The following is a 16,432-nucleotide window of genomic DNA, read 5'->3' as shown; positions in this document are numbered from 1 at the left end:
ACGTGGCGCGCTGCGTCAACCGCCCGCGTACGTGCTCAAAGCGTTGAGCCCCTGGAGCAACAGGTGTGCCCACTCCGACCGGTCCAGCAGTCCGACCGGGAAGTCGACCGTGAAACGGTTGTCCTCGCGCTCGCACAGCTCCCCTGTGAACACGGACAGCTCATTGCCCCGAGCGTCCGCCACAGCAAACTGCCATGACTGCGTGTTTGGTGCCGGTGTCGGCTTCACGCGTACGACGGCTCGGACACCGCTGTCCTGCCAGACGGCGAAGTCGGGCACGGGGCCCATGTCGAAGATGCGCCACTCGGGTGGGAACAGCTCGGCTTCGAAAGGGAGCGCCAACTGGTCGCAAACGGCCGGCTCACCGGAAGGTTCTGCAATGTCGCCCCTGAGTTCGTGATATCTGGAGGCCAGATCCGTCAGAAAGGCGACCTCGTCGTCATCGAGGTAAGCACTTTGCGAGCCGTCACTGCCGCTGCCCCACTGCTCCGCTACCGCGCCCCGCACCCAAGCGTGAAGCTGGTGGCCCAGGCGACCCGCAGGGTGCAGTCGATCCGCGGTGTCCAGGGAATCGAGGGTCGCGGAAACGAAGCGCCTCGCACTGCGCAGATCCTCGTTCTCTTCCAGTTCCGCCATCAACTCACGCAACCTCTGCTTGTCGCTCTGGAAGAGCGCACGCAGAAGCGTCCCCAGTTCAGGCCCTTCGGTGGTGAGGTCGCGAAGGACTCCGGCGAGTGCCGTTCCCGCGCCAAGGGGATCGTCGTCCCACAGTCGTTCGACGATGTCGATCCGAAGGTGCATGGGATGGGAGCTGTCCTGGGCGACATACGTGGACAGCCCGGAGAGGAGTTCATCAGGCACGGACGAGTACCCGGACGCCGCTGCCCGGACGTCGATATCGGGCGCTAGGGTCGTCAGCGATAGGTATCCGGTATACACGGCGAGGTTCAGGTACTCACTGATCGCCGCCCACCGCACGTTCTCGGCCAGGCCCCGTGCCGCTACGACGAGCTCCAGCACCTCGATGCTGCGTTGGCGGCGCTCCTGAGGAGTGAGTACGGGCCCCTTCTTGTACGGCGGGTAGCTCGCGTACCCGAGCACGATGTCAAGCTCGTACGCCGTTCCACCTTCGGCAAGCACCCAGTTGGCAGCACCGGCCGGAGCCCCCTCCCTGTGCATCAGATGGCTCATCACCTCGGCACGCAGTTCGTGTGAACCGTCCTCGTCGAGGTCCCAGTCCGTGAGCATGCCGATGAGTACGGGGACTCCCTGGGAAGCGTCCTTCTCGGCGAGCTCGATGGCGGCATCCACGCGCTGCCTCTGCTCGCTGACCGGCTCTTCCTCCTCCTCCCATTCCTCGTCGTCCCAGCCATCCTCTTCGTCGGCGTGGTGCTCCGCGGATTCCGGTGATGACGTCACGTGCCCCCCTTGATCAACCGTTCGGATTGCAGGCTATCTCCTGTGTATGAGGGCGAGTTCGGCCCATGCCGGTCCGGGCGGCGGGGCGAATGGAGGGGGTGTCTTGTCGGTCGTGCCACCCCGGCGGGGAGTGACGGCGTAGCGTAATCAGTGGTAACGCGCCGTCGTCAGTAGGTTGTGCGCGACGGGGTGTGGGCGTATGTCGCGCGCTGCGTGTCGGTGGGCAGGGCGGGGTGTTGAGGCGGGAGAACGGTGAGGCCGATGCACGATGAGCGGGACGAACACGGATGGGATGACGCCGATCAGTCGGGTCCGCGGCCGGAGGACGAGCCGGGAACGGGCGTGGTGGCCGTGTTCGGGCGGCAGTTGAAGCTGCTGCGGATCCGGGCCGGGCTGGATCGGGCGGAGTTCGGGAAGCTGGTGGGATACGCGGCACAGTCGGTCGCTTCGTTCGAGCAGGGCCGGCGCATCCCGCAGCCGAGGTTCATCGACCGGGCGGACGAGGTACTGGACGCCGGGGGCGTACTCAAGGCGATGAAGGAGGAGGTGGCTCGGGCGCAGTATCCGGCGTTCTTTCGGGATGCTGCCCGATTGGAGGCCGAGGCTTCGGCTCTGAACCTCTATGCGGTTTACGCGGTGCCCGGTCTGTTGCAGACCGTGGACTACGCGCGAGCGGTATTCCATATGCAGCGGCCGTTGTTGGAGGACGAGGTGATCGAACAACGTCTCGAGGCTCGCATGGTGAGGCAAGAGGTGTTCAGCCGACGGCCGGCCCCGCTGATGAGCTTCGTGATCGAGGAGGCAGTCCTGCGGAGGCCGATCGGCGGTCGAAAGGTCCTGCGCGAGACTCTGGAGCAGATCCTCCTCACCGGCCAGTCCAGAAATGTGGAGGTGCAGGTCATGCCGATCGCGCGTGAGGACAACGCCGCGTTGGGCGGACCCTTCACACTGATCGACACCGATAAGGGGCAGCGCCTCGCGTACGCCGAGGTGCAGGACCACAGCCGCCTCTACACCGACGTCGCGCATGTGCGCACCTTAGAAGCGCGTTATGGCATCCTCCGGTCACAGGCGCTGTCGCCAGGCGAATCGGCAGCGTTCATCGAGCAATTGATAGGAGAGGTATGAGCGTGCAGCGCAGCAACGCGGCTGTACCCGAGGCCGCGTGGATCAAGAGCAGCTACAGCACTGGCAACGGGGGCGAGTGTGTCGAGATTGCCGCAACCCCCGAAGCGGTCCTGGTCAGGGACTCGAAGCAGTCCGCCGGGCCGGTACTGGCGGTCGCGCCCCACGCGTGGGCGTGGTTGGTCGGGCTGGCCGCAGGCCACGGTGTCTGATCTGAACCGCGGCTGAGGGCCGTGCCGCGCTCTTCACAGCCAGCGGTACGGCCCTCTCGCAAGTGCGTCTACTCGTCCACGCCCTCCTCGCGGCGGATCATCCGCCACGCGGCCTTGCGGGCGCTGCGGTCCAGACTGGACTTGAAGCCCTTGTCGGGGCCGAAGTACTGGCGGCCGAGACCGGCGATGGTGTCGATGTGGTCGGCCATCTTGTCGGCGAAGACGTCGTCGAAGACGAGCCCGAAGTTGTCCACGTCGTTGTTGGCGACGGCCGCCTTGCGGACCTTCGGCTCGGCCATCGCCTCCTCGAAGGGGCGGATGACGTCCTGCTCGGTGAACTCGGTGCCGAAGCGCTCGTTGAACTTCTCGATGAGTTCGGAGAGCAGCGACTTCTCCGCTTCCTTCGCGCCGCCCGAGCCGTCGCCGAAGCCCTGCATCGTCGTCGGCCCCTCGGCGGTGAGGGAGACGTCGTACTCGCCGGTCTTGTCGACCCGCAGGTGGCTGAGGTCGACCTCGCCTATGTCCACACCACCGTCGGTGCGACCCCGGAGCCGGGTGAGCAGGTAGCGGCCGTAGAGGTGCAGCCGCTCCAACTCGGCATCCCGGTAGGGGACGATCTGGGCGAGGAAGCCGTACTTGCGGACGTAGTCGTTGAGGTCGGCACGGAAGTCCTCCGCCGTCTCCACGTCGTCCTCGTCGTCGCTGTCGCGCAGGGCCTCGAAGCGGGTCACGGCGGGGGAGAGCAGCCGGTACAGCTCGGCGTGCAGCTTCTCCCACTTGGTCTGCGAGCCGGCGGCCTTCTCCTTGGCGGCGAAGTAGGCCGCGGCGAACTCGTCCATCTCCTGGGCGGCCAGGATCGGCGCCCGCATGACCCGGCTCTGCGCGGTGTAGAGCAGGTTCGGGTCGGAGGGGAGGGTCATCGCCTCCTCGAAGTACGGGCGGAAGGACTCTTGGATGTCCTCGGCCTCGTTGACGAAGTCCAGGACGGCCAGGTCGGCCTGGGTCTTGCGGTCGGCGGTCCGGTTCAGACGGGAGAGCGTCTGCACGGCGGAGATGCCGGTCAGAGTCTTGTTAACGTACATCGTCGTCAGGAGCGGCTGGTCGAAGCCGGTCTGGTACTTCTCCGCGACGACCAGGATCTTGTACTCCTGCTGGCCCGCACCGCCGGCGCGGACGGTCTTGTCGTCGGCACGGGTGTACGCGAATGCCTTGGGCAGTGCGCTCTCCGGCAGGCCGCCGTTCTCCTTGGACTCGGTGGTTTCCTCGCCGTCGACAGTGAGAGAGCCGGAGAAGGCGACGAGGACGCCGAGTTCCGGATACTTGGTGTCGTAGTCCCGGTCCTTGATGTAGCTCTTGATCGCGCGCGCCATGTCGACGGCGGACTGCCGGGAGGCGGTCACGACCATGGACTTGGCACGCCCGCCGAGCCGGCCGCGGGTGTGCGAGACGAAGTGCTCCACGATGACCTGGGCGTGCTGGGCGACCGTGGACTCGTGGGTCAGGGCGTACCGGGCGAGCAGGCTGTTCGCCTTCGAGGGATCGACCTCGCGTTCGTCCGGGTTCTGGTTCACCAGCTTCCAGTACGTGTTGTACGTGACGTACGTGCGCAACGGGTCAAGGATGAAGCCTTCCTCGATGGCTTGGCGCATGGAGTACGTGTGGAAGGGCCGGTGCACGGCTTCGCCGTTCACTGTCTGCGGGGTGCCGAAGAGTTCGAGGGTCTTGTGCTTCGGGGTGGCCGTGAAGGCGAAGTAGGAGAGGTTCGCGGCCTGGGAGCGCTCCTCCGCCCTCTTCTCCAGCTTCTCGTCGAGTGTGAGGGTGGTCGCGCCCGCGTCGTCCGAGTCGGAGTCCAGGCCGAGGTCGCGCAGGGCGGCACGTACGGCGGTGGCGGCGTCGCCCGACTGCGAGGAGTGCGCCTCGTCCACGATGATCGCGAAGGTCGAGCCCTGGATCTCGGTGGGGTTGCGCTGGAGGTAGTCGAGGAGCGCGGGGAACGAGTGCAGCGTGACGGTGACGATCTTCCCGGTGTCGCGGGACAGGGCGCGGGCAAGCTGTTCGCCCTTCGCGCCGTACTTCTCGTCGATCTTCACGACCAGGCCGGCGGTCTGCTCGAAACTGCCGATCGTTTCCCGGAGTTGGGCGTCCAGGTTGCGGCGGTCGGTGATGACGATGACCTTGTCGAAGACCGGCACGCCCGTCTTGAGTCCCTTCGCGAGGGTCTCGGGGTCGAGCTCGCGGGGGTCAGTGGGGGTGTGGAGGTCGCTCAGTCGGTGGGCAAGCCAGCCGATGGTGTTCGACTTGCCGGAGCCGGCCGAGGCCATGACCAGGTAGTTGTGGCCGGCGCCGCGGGTGGCCGCGTGAGAGGTGAGTTTCTTGACCACGTCCCACTGGTGGAAGCGGGGGAAAATCAGGGTCTTGGTCGTGCCGCCGCCGGGCGTCTTCGACTTGTGCAGGTGCACGAACCGCTGGAGGAGGTCGAGCCAGTTGTCCGGCTGCCACAGCTGCTCCCAGAGGTAGGAGGTGGCGTACGTGCCGTAGGCGGTGGGGGTGGGGTTTCCGGCGCCGCCGGGCTGACCGGGGCCGTTGGAGCCGGTGTTGAAGGGGAGGAAACGGGTCTTGGGGCCCTTGAGCTGGGTCGCCACGAACACCAGGTCAGGGTCGACGGCGAAGTTCGCGACCACGCGCCGCGTGAAGATCAGCTCGGTGGGGTCGCGGTCGCTGCGGTACTGCTCCTTGGCCTGCTCCACACCCTGGCCGGTGAGCGGGTTCTTCAACTCGGCGGTGGCGACGGGGATTCCGTTGAGGAAGAGGGTGAGGTCGAGTGCGTTGCCCCAGTCGGCCTGCTTGGTCGCGTAGCGGAGTTCACGGACGACGGTGAGGCGGTTGGCACGGTAGCTGTCGAGGACGCTGTCGTGGGCGACGAGGTTCGGCTTGAAGAACGCCACCCGGAGGCGGACACCGCGGTCCTTGACGCCGTTGCGGAGTACGTCCAGGAGACCGTCGGTGGCGATGGCCTGGTCGAGCCGCCGGGCGAACCCGCGCTGGGCCTCGTCGTGGTCATTGCCGTAGAGGGTGACGAGCTCGTACCACTCGTCGGGCTGGGTGGCGCCGATGAAGGTATACAGCTCGTTCGTGTCCAGGCCGAGATCGGCCGTGTAGTCCTCGGGCCGCGCTTCGCGCCAACCGCGCTCGATCATGGCGGCGATGATGGCATCGCCGAAGGCAGACTCGCTGTGAACAGGGCTCATGGCTACGCGGTGACTCCGTCCGTGACGTTGCGTCCGCTGGCGGTGGATACGTCGAACTGACCTGTTACGGCGGCGGTGATGAGGGCTTGGCGGCGTTCCTTGAGTAGGTTCATCTGGCGGCTGACCTTGTCGACGAGAACGTCGATCCGTGCGTTCTGTTGGCGGATTTCCTCGACGATCTTGCGCTGCTCCTCCAGAGAAGGCAGGGGAATGCGCAGCATCTGGAGGTCTGGCACGTAGATGGTCTTGTGGGTCGACCCCATGGCCAGGCGACCCAACAGATCCGGCCGCATGGCGCGGAGACACCACAAGAGGTAGTAGGGATCGAGGCGTGAACCACAGGTCCAGGTGACAAAGTCCTGACTCGTGGCCATGTCCAGACCCATCACTCCCGAGTATCCGGCGGAGGCGGTCCTGCACAGGAATACCGTCCCGGCGGGATGAAGCTCGGCAGCGGAGTTGGCCAGACCCAATTTACTGATCTTCTCGCGCGTCTCAAAAAGATCTTCGACGCGGTCGCTCCGCACTTGCTTCACTTCGCCGGTGGTGATCCACGGGATCGTACAGTCGACCCACCACTCGGGGTGAGACCGGCTCGGCGTGTGGCCACTACCCATGCGTGCCAGAAGTCCGACGCGGACCTCCTGCCAGGTTTTAGGGATTGTCTCCAACCATGCGAGCGTTGACTCACGGCGCTCGGTGTGACTGCTTCCTGACACCGCCGCTGCGATGCCTGTTGCCCGGCGCTCGGCGAGACGGTCGAGCACTCGTTGCTCCGTAGCCGCTACGGCATCGATGCGGGCGGTCTCGGCGTCGAGGAAGTCGGCGATGCGCCGCTGCTCCACGAGGGGAGGGAGCAGGATCGGCATGGGATGGAAGTTGTCTTTTGAAACACGCCGATCAAAGGTCGTGTCTGCTCGGGTGTACAGCCGGTACTGGTCGCGGTACGGGGCGCTCCGCAAGAGGTGGTGGACGTACGGAGGGTGGAGATCGGGACCGAGCCGGTAGACGCGATAGTCAGGGCTTACGGCGCCAGTCACGTTGGATACGCCGATACCGCCTCCGATCAACCACATTGGATTCACTACAAGATTTCCTGGTCGCGCGATCCAGTACCTCTCGATTGTGGACTGGGAAGGTGCCTGCTTTCCGAGCCCCCCATCTTCCGTGCGAGGCGTAACGACGCCACTCGAGGTCAGCGACAGCAGCTGCTCAGATCGATCGGAGTTCGTCTCATTGACTAGCTCAGCATGACGGCGGAATGGTTCAACTCGCCACCCAGCGGGAGCATTGCGGGCAGCAGCTTCGACTGCCATGTCGAATGTCATTCGCTCACCTCGCTGAGGAGCTCCTGAATCTCCGTCTCCAGAGCCTTCAACTCCGCGTCGATCTCCGCCAGCGGCCGCGGCGGCTTGTACACGTAGAAGTGTCGTGTGAACGGGATCTCGTAGCCGATCTTCGTCTTCGTGTAGTCGATCCACGCGTCCGGGACGTGCGGCAGCACCTCCTGCGCCAGGTACTCCTCGACGTCCTCGCCGAGCGGAACGTTCTCGAAGTCGCGCAGGTCCGTGTCCGCCTCCGGTTGGCCCTTGACCCTCTGCACCTCACCCTCGGGATCCCGGACCCCGACCGCCTCCCGCACCGCTTTCGCGAACGGCGCGCCCGACGGCCACGTCAGGCCGGCCTCGACCACCGCGTCCTTCAGGGCGATGAACGACTCGGACTTCGTAGACCACGTCGAGCCGAGCAGCGGACGCAGCGCTGCGACGAACTTCTCGCTCTCCTCCAGCTTGGCCACCGGCTTGGCCTCCGCCAAGGCCGACAGGGTCTCCTCCGTCAACTCGAAGCGGAGCTTCAGCGGGCGTTCGACAGTGATGCGCTGATAGCCGAAGTCCTCGTTCGCGAAGACCTTCACCTTGCCGTGCAGGGGGTGCTCGGGGTCTTGCGCGACCTGCATCGCTTCCGCGTACAGCTTTGTGACCTCGGCGATGTGGTTCGGGCGACCATTCGTGCCGTCGCCCAGCTCCTTGCGCTTGTCGCCCAGCGACTTGCGCATCTTCACCCAGTAGTCGCGCGCGTCGAGCAGCACGACCTTGCCCTTGTGGTCCGGAGCCTTGCGGTTGGTCAGGATCCAGAAGTACGTCGAGATGCCGGTGTTGTAGAAGAGCTGGTCCGGGAGGGCGACGATCGCCTCCAGCCAGTCGTTCTCCAGGATCCAGCGGCGGATGTTGGACTCGCCCGATTCGGCCGCGCCCGTGAACAACGGAGACCCGTTGAAGACGATGGCGATGCGGGAGCCGCCCCCGCCGTTGACGTCCACCGGCTTCATCTTCGAGATCATGTGCTGGAGGAAGAGGAGCGAGCCGTCGTTGATGCGCGGCAGGCCCGCGCCGAAGCGGCCAGCGTCGCCGAGGGACTTGTGCTCGTACTCGACCTCGTCCTTGACCTTCTTCCACTCCACGCCGAACGGCGGGTTGGCGAGGATGTAGTCGAACTTGCGGCGCGCGTGGCCGTCGTCGGAGAAGGAGTTGCCGAAGGCGATGTGGTCCGGGTCCTGCCCCTTGATCATCAGGTCGGAACGGCAGATCGCCCAGGACTCGGGGTTGAGCTCCTGCCCGTACACCTCGACCGTCGCGTCCTTGTTCAGCGTCTCGATGTGGTCGTCCATCGCGCTGAGCATGCCGCCCGTGCCACAGGCGGGGTCCAGGACCGTACGCACGACACCCGGCATGGTCAGCACGTCCGCGTCCGGAGCGACCAGGAGGTTCACCATCAGCTTGATGACCTCGCGCGGGGTGAAGTGCTCACCCGCCGTCTCGTTCGACTGCTCGGCGAAGCGGCGGATCAACTCCTCGAAGATGTACCCCATGTTGTGGTTGGGCACGACATCCGGGTGCAGGTCGAGGTCGGTGAACTTGCCGATCACCTGGTAGAGCAGGTTCGCGCCGTCGAGCTTGCGCACCTGCTGGCTGAAGTCGTACTTGTCGAGGACCTCGCGGGCGTTGTCGGAGAAGGCGCCGACGTAGATCTGGAGGTTCTTCGCCGCGTTCTGCGGGTCGGCCGCGATCTTGCTCAGCGTGAGGTTGCTCTTGTTGTAGAAGGCGTGACCCGAGGCGCGGCGCAGGAAGCGGTCGGTGTCGATGTCCTGGCCCTCGAACTTGGCCACCGTCTCGACGACCTTGTCCCGCGTCGGCTCAAGCACGCACTCCAACCGCCGCAGCACGGTGAACGGCAGGATGACCTTGCCGTAGTCGGACTGCTTGTAGTCGCCGCGCAGGAGGTCGGCGACGGACCACGCGTGGTTCGCCAGCTCCGTGTGCTTGCTGCTGTTCAATTCGATCCTCGAGTTCCTTCCGAACGTGTCCCGCCCCTGCCGCGCCGTCCAGCTGCGCGGGTGCGTCCAATTGTGGTCGATGTGTGAAGGCCTATGTGCCGACACGGGATAAGCGCCACCCCGTCAACCTGTTGCCGTGCTGTTCTCGTCGTCCTTTGAAGGAAGTAGCTGGCCTCCAGTGAGCCCGCCCGACAGCAGCCCCGCCGTCTCCTCCGCGAGCCGCGTCGCCAGCTGTGCCTGCGCCCGGAGCTCCTGCACGCGCCGGAACGCCTCCCCGTAACGCCGTTGCTCCTCCAGCGGAAGAAGCGGTACGCGCAGTCGGCCGGGGTTGACGGTCAGTACCGTGCTGCCCGTCGACGCCCCCGCGATGTTGTCCTCCGCGCCCAGGAACCCGGCGAGGAACCACGGGTCCAGGCGTGCCGGGTCCGGGCGGAAGAGGTGGACCTGGGAGCCGAGCAGGGCGCCGGCCTCCTCCTCGCCCGCGACCCGGGCCATCGGGCCGCTTCCGCTCGCGAGCGCTCGTACGAGCACATCCCCGACGGCGATCACGGGAGTCGTGTCAGTGCGCAGTTCGGCCGCATTCCCCGTCGGCCCGGACCCGTTCGCGATGTCCGCGCAGGTGAGGACGCGACGGCCGGCAAGGCCCGCACGGTCCGCGCCGTGGCCTTCCTCCTCCCCTCGGCCCCGCGACCCCTCCGGAACCGTCCGCAGCAGAGCCAGCGCTCCACCCCGCGCGAGGTCCGACGCCGTCGCCGTCCGCCATTCGCGCCCCGAGCCGTCCGCGGACGTCCAGCCCTCGTAACTCGCTGCCCGCGTAAAGGATTTGGTGGCCTTCATCAGGTCTCGGCGCGTCGCGTCCACCTCGGCCGACAGCTCCGCGGGGTCGACCTCGGCCCGTGAGGCGCGTACCAGGCGTGCTGGTGTCAGATCCACCACGTCGTCCAGAAGGTCGACGACCCCGACCGCGCGGGAAAGCCCCGGCTCGCCCGCGAAGGCGTCCGGGTTCTCCGTGAACGCCTCCCACGCGCCCAGGACCTGCGCCGTGATCCCGGCCCAGTCCAGGGAGGCGGAGCGGCTGCCGCCCCGCGTACGCGGCCCCGCCGTATCGCCGCTTCCGGTACCTGCCCCAGACATCTCCGCCGCTGTGTCGACGAACAGCACCGACTTGCGCTCCGCCCCGCCCGGTTCGGGCCGTTGCAGAACCCAGATCTGCAGTCCGACGTGCAGCGGCATCGAGGCGCCGACCGGCAGCGCCACCACCGCACGTAGGGCCCCGCCACGTACAAGCTCCGCCCGTACACGGCGGCCGGAAGCGCGGCCGGCCGTGGCGGGCGGCAGGATCAGGGCCGCGTAGCCGCCGGGCTCGAGATGGGCGAGCACGTGCTGCACCCACGCCAGCTCCGACTCGGCCCGGGGTGGTACGCCGTAGGCCCAGCGGGGGTCGTAGGCGAGCTCGTCATGGCCCCAGTCGCGGACGCCGAACGGCGGGTTGCACAGCACCGCGTCGACGACGAGGTCGGGGAAGGCGTCCGCGCGCAGACTGTCGCCGGCGCCCACGGTGACCGTGGCCTCCGGTGCCGTCAGCATCAGACTCACCGCGCTGCGCCGGGCCTGCACGGGCAGCGTGTCCTGGCCGTACAGCTCGCGCGCGCCGCGGCGGGCGGCGGCCGCCAGCAGGCTGCCGCTGCCGCAGGCCGGGTCCAGGACGCGGGCGGGGGAGCCGGGGAGCAGGCGTGCGAGCAGATCCGCGAGTGGCGCGGGTGTCTGGTAGGCGCCGGTCGCGGCGCTGTCCTCCAGCTCCCGCTCGGCGAGTACCGCCAGCGCGGCCTGGCCGCCCTCGTCCCGTACACAGGTGTACAACGCGCGCACCACTGCCGGGTCCACGACCTTGAGACGGACGGCGTCCACGCCCGGTACTGCCTCCGCGGCAGCCGTGGCGTCGCGTTCCGCGTGCGCGATGAGGTCCGCGTCCGGCAGCTCCACGGCGGCCGTCAGCTCGCCCGACGAGTGGCCCGCCGCCGCGAGGACCAGGAGCAGGAGAGCGAAGGTGTCACCGCCGTCGCCGCTGTGCGCGTGCAGACGGAGTGTCGTACGCAGCTCCTCCGACGGGCTCGCCGCAGAGGCATGGCCACGCGAGGCCAGCCAGACGCGTACGGCCTCCAGGTCGTACAGCGGGCTGCTCTCCGTGCCGCCGGACGGCTGGGGGAAGTCGTCGTGCCGACGGCGCCAGTTGCTGACGGTGGCGCGTGTGACCCCCGCGATACGGGAGATCTCGGCGGCGGTCACCTGGGCGGATGGCTGGGGCATGGGCGAAGTCCTCGGCCTCTCGGTAGCGGACGTCAACAACCTACAGCACCCGTCAAATCTGTCAAAGCGATTGACAACGCTTTCACGCTTGCGCTTCCATGTTTGAGCTTCCATTGGGAAGCGGTGGTGCGGCAGGCTCTCTGTGTCGCGGCACCCATGCCGACCCTCAGCGCTGGACAGCGCCGGGCGGCAGCACTGCAGGCGCTGTCCGCGCCTGCACACGACACTCCGGGGGAAGTCCCATGCGCCTCACCATGCCGACCGCCGTCGTCGAGGGAACCCAGCTCACCGTGATGCCGTTCCGCGACGACGCGGTCGTCGGAACGATGTCCGTGCCCACGCTCGTCCAGCTCGTGCCCTCGCCCAGGGCCGAGGAGGACCCGAGGAAGCTCAAGGCCGCCTCCGGCCTGGTGCGCCGCCACGCCGAGCTGCGCGCGACCGTGCAGCGGACGCTGAAGTCCTCGCAGAAGGGCAAGAACGTCGGGCCGTACGCCGAGTACATCGCCGCCGGCCTCAAGGGCGAGCTCGGCGCCGCCTGGTCCACGCCGCCGATCACCCTGTGGCACGCCGGACCGCTCGCCGCCGTCAGCGACGAGCTCGTGTCCGGCAGCGGCCTGCGCACCCTCACCGTCGCGCCGGGCACGATGGTCGTCGCCATCGACGGCGAGACGCAGACCACCGCGTGGCACGACCTGTACGACGACCCCGAGACGTACGGCCTGACGTACCCCGAACTCGCCCAGGTTCGTGTCCCGTTCGAGCTGTACGTCGACCTCGCCCCGTCCGACGCGCGGCAGATCTTCTACGACCGCAACGTGCAGGGGGTCGCCGTGGCCAAGAACCTGGCCATGTCCATGGACCAGCGGGACTTCGGCACCCGGCTCGCTCACCTTGTCGCGGACTCCGTCAAGGTCGATGTCGACGGGCAGCGCCTGCCGTTCGGCCAGTTGGTCAACTCCAGCAAACGGCAGGTCTCGCGGGGCGACCGCGAGGTCGTCACCCTCTCCGCGCTGCGCGCCCTCGTCGTCACCGCCATCTACGGCAAGGTCGGGCTCAACCGTTCCGCCGAGTCGGTGCACGAGGACGAACTGCCCGCCGGTACCCGGCCCGAACAGGTCGAGGCGCTCATTGTGCCGCTGCTGGCCCGGCTGATCGCCGAGCTGTTCCCCGACTTCGCGAACCGCAGTGCCCTCACGGCCCCGGCCGTTCTCGCGGGACTCGGCATCGCCGCCCACCACACCACGCCGTGGAGCGAAGCGGCATCCCGCATCGGCACCGAGGAACTGGATCAGTTGCTCGGCGGCATCCGTTGGGAGCGCGAGGCGGCGTACTGGGACGGCGTTGCCGCCAAGACCGGTACCGCCGGCCGCCTCAACTTCAGCGGCGGGGTGAAGGACTCCGGCGGCCGAGTCGCCGACGCGATCCTCTACCCGGCCACCGAGGCGGGGCGGAAGATCCGCGGGCTCTGAGCCGGACTGCGCCCGCCACACGGAGCGACGCGGCATCGCCCGCGCCGAACCCCACGACATCAAACGGCCGCCCAGTGCTCGGCGGCCGTCCTCACCGCGCATCACGGAAAAGGAGCACTGTCATGACCTTCCAGCACCCCACTCCTCAGCCCGGCGGCCCCCAGAATGCCTTCGGCCTCGGTATGTCCAGCGCTCCCGGACAGCCCGCGCAGCGCCGTAGACCGTGGCTGAAATACGGGGCGGTTGCCCTGGTGTCCCTCTTCATCGGCGTCGGTATCGGCACGAGTAACGGCTCGGCGAAGACGGGCAAGGGGACGACTGACACGAAGGGCGCTCCCCGCCCGACGGTCACCGTCACCGAGACCGCCGAGGCGGCCGATCCCGGACCGGCGCCGACCGTCACGAAGACGGTCACCGCCAAGCCCAAGAAGACGCGGCAGCCCGGCCCGGCGACCTCCTTCTCCGGCGAGGGTGAGTACCTCGTCGGCGACGACATCAAGGCTGGTACCTACAAGACGTCCGGTCCCGAGGACGAGTTCGGCTGCTACTGGGAGCGTGCCAAGGACGCCAGCGGGGAGTTCGGCTCGATCATCGCCAACAACAACCTGGATGGGCCGGGACGCGTGACGCTCAACAACGGGGAGTACTTCAAGACTAACCGCTGCCAGGAGTGGAAGAGGGTCGGCTGAGCGGTCCCAGCATCCTGTCCGGCGCCGCTGTCTGAGAAGCCGCAGGCGCGTCAACCTGCGAAAATGTGACGCTTGTGAGGGCTGTGTAATGGCCGTGTGCACAGTTAATCTATCGGGGTGTACGACATGACCGACCCGGTTGCTGCCCGCCGTGCGGCGATAGCCGCCGAGAAGGAGCGCCTGACTCGAGCGCGAGAGCGCCGACGCAACAGCGGATCGGCAGGCGCGAGCGGATTCGTACAGCGGAAGTGGCGCTGGGTTGGTGTCGATGGTGGTGAAGCCGTTGACACGGTCCTGGAAGTGCTCAAGGACATCGAGAAGGACCCCTCGCTGACGGAGAAGCAGCGCAACATCCTGAGCCAGGCGCTGGAGGGCGCACCGGACCGAGAGGTGCTGTTGCCCGTGGTTCGGGCAGGCATGGCCGGCCTCGGTCCAGACGCCGTGCTCCAACACCTGCGCGCACTTTGGGCGGCCGGGGTGCGATGGCTGAACGAGATGGGACTGGAGCGGTGCCGCATCCTGTGCTCGACCGCTCCCGGCATCGAACTCGTCAGCACAAGGTCTCGCGCGATCTCGGGCGGCCCAGCCTTCTCGCTGTTCGCCACCGCCGCCACCCGAGGCGCGATACCTATGCCGAACACAGCTCTGGCCCAAGTTCTCCCCTGGGCACCGCTGTCGGTCCTCGACGACCTCGTGGAGCATGGCGGTCTGTTGGCCGAGGACGAGCCCTGGAAGGCGCGCGGCGAGGAGGAAGCGCTCTACCTGCGGGCTCGCCTCGCCCCCTTCGCAATCAGCTCGCAAGAGGCCGAGCGGATCGGGTGGGAAGGCATACGGCGGCGCCGGGCTTTCTTGGCCGGCGAGACGATCGTGCGGCAGGAACCCGAGGACGTGTGGGACCTTTTGTACGACGTGGTCAGGGACGTTCAGCTGTCATCTCTCGACGCTCTGGACGCCGCCCTGCCGCGCGCCCAGCAGATCCAGTTGCGCGACCTGAGATCCGGGGCGCTCGTCGGGCAGTGGGACGGCGACACCATCCACGACCGAGGACTGTGGAAGCTGATGGCCGCACTATGGCAGCCGGCCGCGCCCGTCGACCCCCGACGCAGCTATTTCTACGCCCTGGTCGCGCTCAACCGGGCCCACGACCTGCTGAAGTCCGGCGATCTGGAAGGGGCCCGCCGCCAGGCCGAATCCTTCGTGCGGGAACGGAAGAGCGGCCCTTCCCTGCCCACCTACATCATGGACGAGGCGTACAGCATCGCCGCGTACGTCGCGGCCGTCATGTCACCCGAGGCCGAGAACGACCGGGCCGCGAGGGAACAGTTGGCCCTCGCGGAGACGTACGCACAGAAGGCCGCCGAGAACGGTGATCCCGTCGCGGAGCGAAACCTTGCGCATGTGCGCACAATGCGGACCAAGAACCACGCCGGTCGTATGCCGTCGGTGGCGGCGTATCGCCGCCGACGGCAGGAACCTTGTCACGGATCCGGCCATACAGGTCCGGGGGCGGTGGTGCTCGACTCTGATCCCCGAGTCGGCGCGCGAATTCCTGGTGGGATGCTCGGGAAGGGCGTTGCGTTGGTAGGTTCACAGTTTCGGCGCAGCGGAGGAGCGCTCCAGAGGCGCGCGTCCGTGCGGTGCGTGGAAGAGGCGATGTGGGTGCGCTGTCCCCACAGTTCCCAGCCGAGGCGTACCGCGAAGCTGCGCTCAGTCCGCCCACGCGGCGCGGTAGCGGACGGGCCAGTCCTCCACCTTCACAAGCAGACCCTCGCTCGCGAGGTCGCGCAGGATCTTACGAGTGTTCTTCTCCTGCGGTTCGTGACCCGCGTCGCGCAGTGTGCGCAGACCGCGCTCGGTGTCCCAGAACCCGCTGTACGTACGTACCGCCTTCTCGAGGTCGGCGCGTTGGCTGGAGGCAGGCTCGGTCATCACGCCGATCCCTTCTGCTCGGTGACTGTGGAGGAGTGTCCCTTCCTCATGTGGTTGGAGATGCTCGCCGGCGCGCCGACGTAGCTGCATGAAGGGCACTTTTGCCAGACGCCTTCGGACACGGCTCGCGCACTCACCGAGTGTCCTGGGCCGTATCCGTGTCCGTGCAGCAACTGGGCAACGGACGAACCGTATTCGACCGCGAGCAGAGCCGCCTCCGCCACCTTGTCGTGGCCGGGAGCGAAGAAGGACCCGGATCCGACCGGCTTGGCGCAGCCGCACCAGCAGGTGCCGGTCGGGGTGAGGTGAGGAAGTGGCTTTGTAGGCATAGCATCACCGTAGATCAACGGATGTGTCTTGATGGGTGCTTTGACGTGTTCGGCATCGAGCTCGGCCGCCCTGCTACCAGGGCTGGGGTGTGCCCGGGGATCCAGCCGATGCACGGTTGCCAGGGCGGCGGCAGGGTGCTTTGTGCTCTCTGCCGGATCAGTGGTGAACGAGAAGCAGGGCCGTTCTGCTGATCGGGTTCGCCCCGTCGCCGCGCGTGCCCGGCTGGCTGGAAGGGCACGTCCGGGCTGCTGCGCCTGGCCGCGTGACTCGTGCTGCTCACCACGGACATTCTCGCCACACCCGTCGCCCGCGGCTGGCTGGCCGACCTTGCCGAGGGCGGCGGGCACGGGCCGTACACCGTAGCCCCGTT

Annotated in this window: 10 protein-coding genes; 5 read left to right on the top strand and 5 right to left on the bottom strand. The window is 67.5% G+C overall.

Annotated features, from left to right (window positions below; all coding sequences use genetic code 11):
- Window positions 1-15: 15 nt before the first annotated feature.
- A complete protein-coding gene (locus ACFY3C_RS18725; protein ID WP_390771511.1) occupies window positions 16-1,419 on the bottom strand; it encodes a hypothetical protein in 1,404 nt (467 codons plus the stop codon).
- Between the two features lie 261 nt (window positions 1,420-1,680).
- Here ACFY3C_RS18725 and ACFY3C_RS18720 point away from each other — a divergent pair, with 261 nt between their 5' ends.
- Together ACFY3C_RS18720 and ACFY3C_RS18715 are read left to right on the top strand one after the other, a co-directional pair.
- On the top strand, window positions 1,681-2,547 hold the full coding sequence (locus tag ACFY3C_RS18720; RefSeq protein ID WP_390771510.1) for a helix-turn-helix domain-containing protein: 867 nt from the start codon (window positions 1,681-1,683) through the stop codon (window positions 2,545-2,547).
- Complete coding sequence (locus tag ACFY3C_RS18715) at window positions 2,544-2,756, top strand: DUF397 domain-containing protein (protein WP_390771509.1); 213 nt, start codon at window positions 2,544-2,546, stop codon at window positions 2,754-2,756. The genes ACFY3C_RS18720 and ACFY3C_RS18715 overlap by 4 nt, the downstream gene beginning before the upstream one ends.
- Before the next feature lie 68 nt (window positions 2,757-2,824).
- Here ACFY3C_RS18715 and ACFY3C_RS18710 read toward each other — a convergent pair whose 3' ends face one another.
- The 4 genes from ACFY3C_RS18710 to ACFY3C_RS18695 all read right to left on the bottom strand — a co-directional run bounded on the left by ACFY3C_RS18710 (window position 2,825) and on the right by ACFY3C_RS18695 (window position 11,645).
- Window positions 2,825-6,004: a type I restriction endonuclease subunit R gene (locus tag ACFY3C_RS18710; RefSeq protein WP_390771508.1), complete on the bottom strand. Its 3,180-nt coding sequence runs from the start codon at window positions 6,002-6,004 to the stop codon at window positions 2,825-2,827.
- Window positions 6,005-6,006: 2 nt separating this feature from the next.
- Window positions 6,007-6,873 (bottom strand): restriction endonuclease subunit S, encoded by an 867-nt coding sequence (locus ACFY3C_RS18705; protein ID WP_390771507.1) that lies wholly within the window; start codon window positions 6,871-6,873, stop codon window positions 6,007-6,009.
- 455 nt (window positions 6,874-7,328) lie between these two features.
- Entirely contained in the window at window positions 7,329-9,338 is a 2,010-nt protein-coding gene (locus ACFY3C_RS18700) for an N-6 DNA methylase (RefSeq protein ID WP_390771506.1), read from the bottom strand.
- A gap of 123 nt (window positions 9,339-9,461) precedes the next feature.
- The gene (locus tag ACFY3C_RS18695; RefSeq protein ID WP_390771505.1) at window positions 9,462-11,645 is read right to left on the bottom strand and encodes an N-6 DNA methylase; all 2,184 of its coding nucleotides are present in this window, start codon (window positions 11,643-11,645) and stop codon (window positions 9,462-9,464) included.
- A gap of 242 nt (window positions 11,646-11,887) precedes the next feature.
- Here ACFY3C_RS18695 and ACFY3C_RS18690 point away from each other — a divergent pair, with 242 nt between their 5' ends.
- From ACFY3C_RS18690 to ACFY3C_RS18680, 3 genes are all read left to right on the top strand, one after another.
- Complete coding sequence (locus ACFY3C_RS18690) at window positions 11,888-13,114, top strand: DNA sulfur modification protein DndB (protein WP_390771504.1); 1,227 nt, start codon at window positions 11,888-11,890, stop codon at window positions 13,112-13,114.
- Between the two features lie 122 nt (window positions 13,115-13,236).
- Window positions 13,237-13,803: a hypothetical protein gene (locus ACFY3C_RS18685; RefSeq protein WP_390771503.1), complete on the top strand. Its 567-nt coding sequence runs from the start codon at window positions 13,237-13,239 to the stop codon at window positions 13,801-13,803.
- Window positions 13,804-13,920: 117 nt separating this feature from the next.
- The gene (locus ACFY3C_RS18680; protein WP_390771502.1) at window positions 13,921-15,816 is read left to right on the top strand and encodes a hypothetical protein; all 1,896 of its coding nucleotides are present in this window, start codon (window positions 13,921-13,923) and stop codon (window positions 15,814-15,816) included.
- Window positions 15,817-16,432 lie beyond the last annotated feature (616 nt).

Source organism: Streptomyces sp. NPDC001410 (assembly GCF_042895235.1).
Taxonomy (GTDB): Bacteria; Actinomycetota; Actinomycetes; order Streptomycetales; family Streptomycetaceae; genus Streptomyces.
Note: the sequence above shows the minus strand (reverse complement) of the source record. Positions and strands in the feature narration are given on the sequence as shown.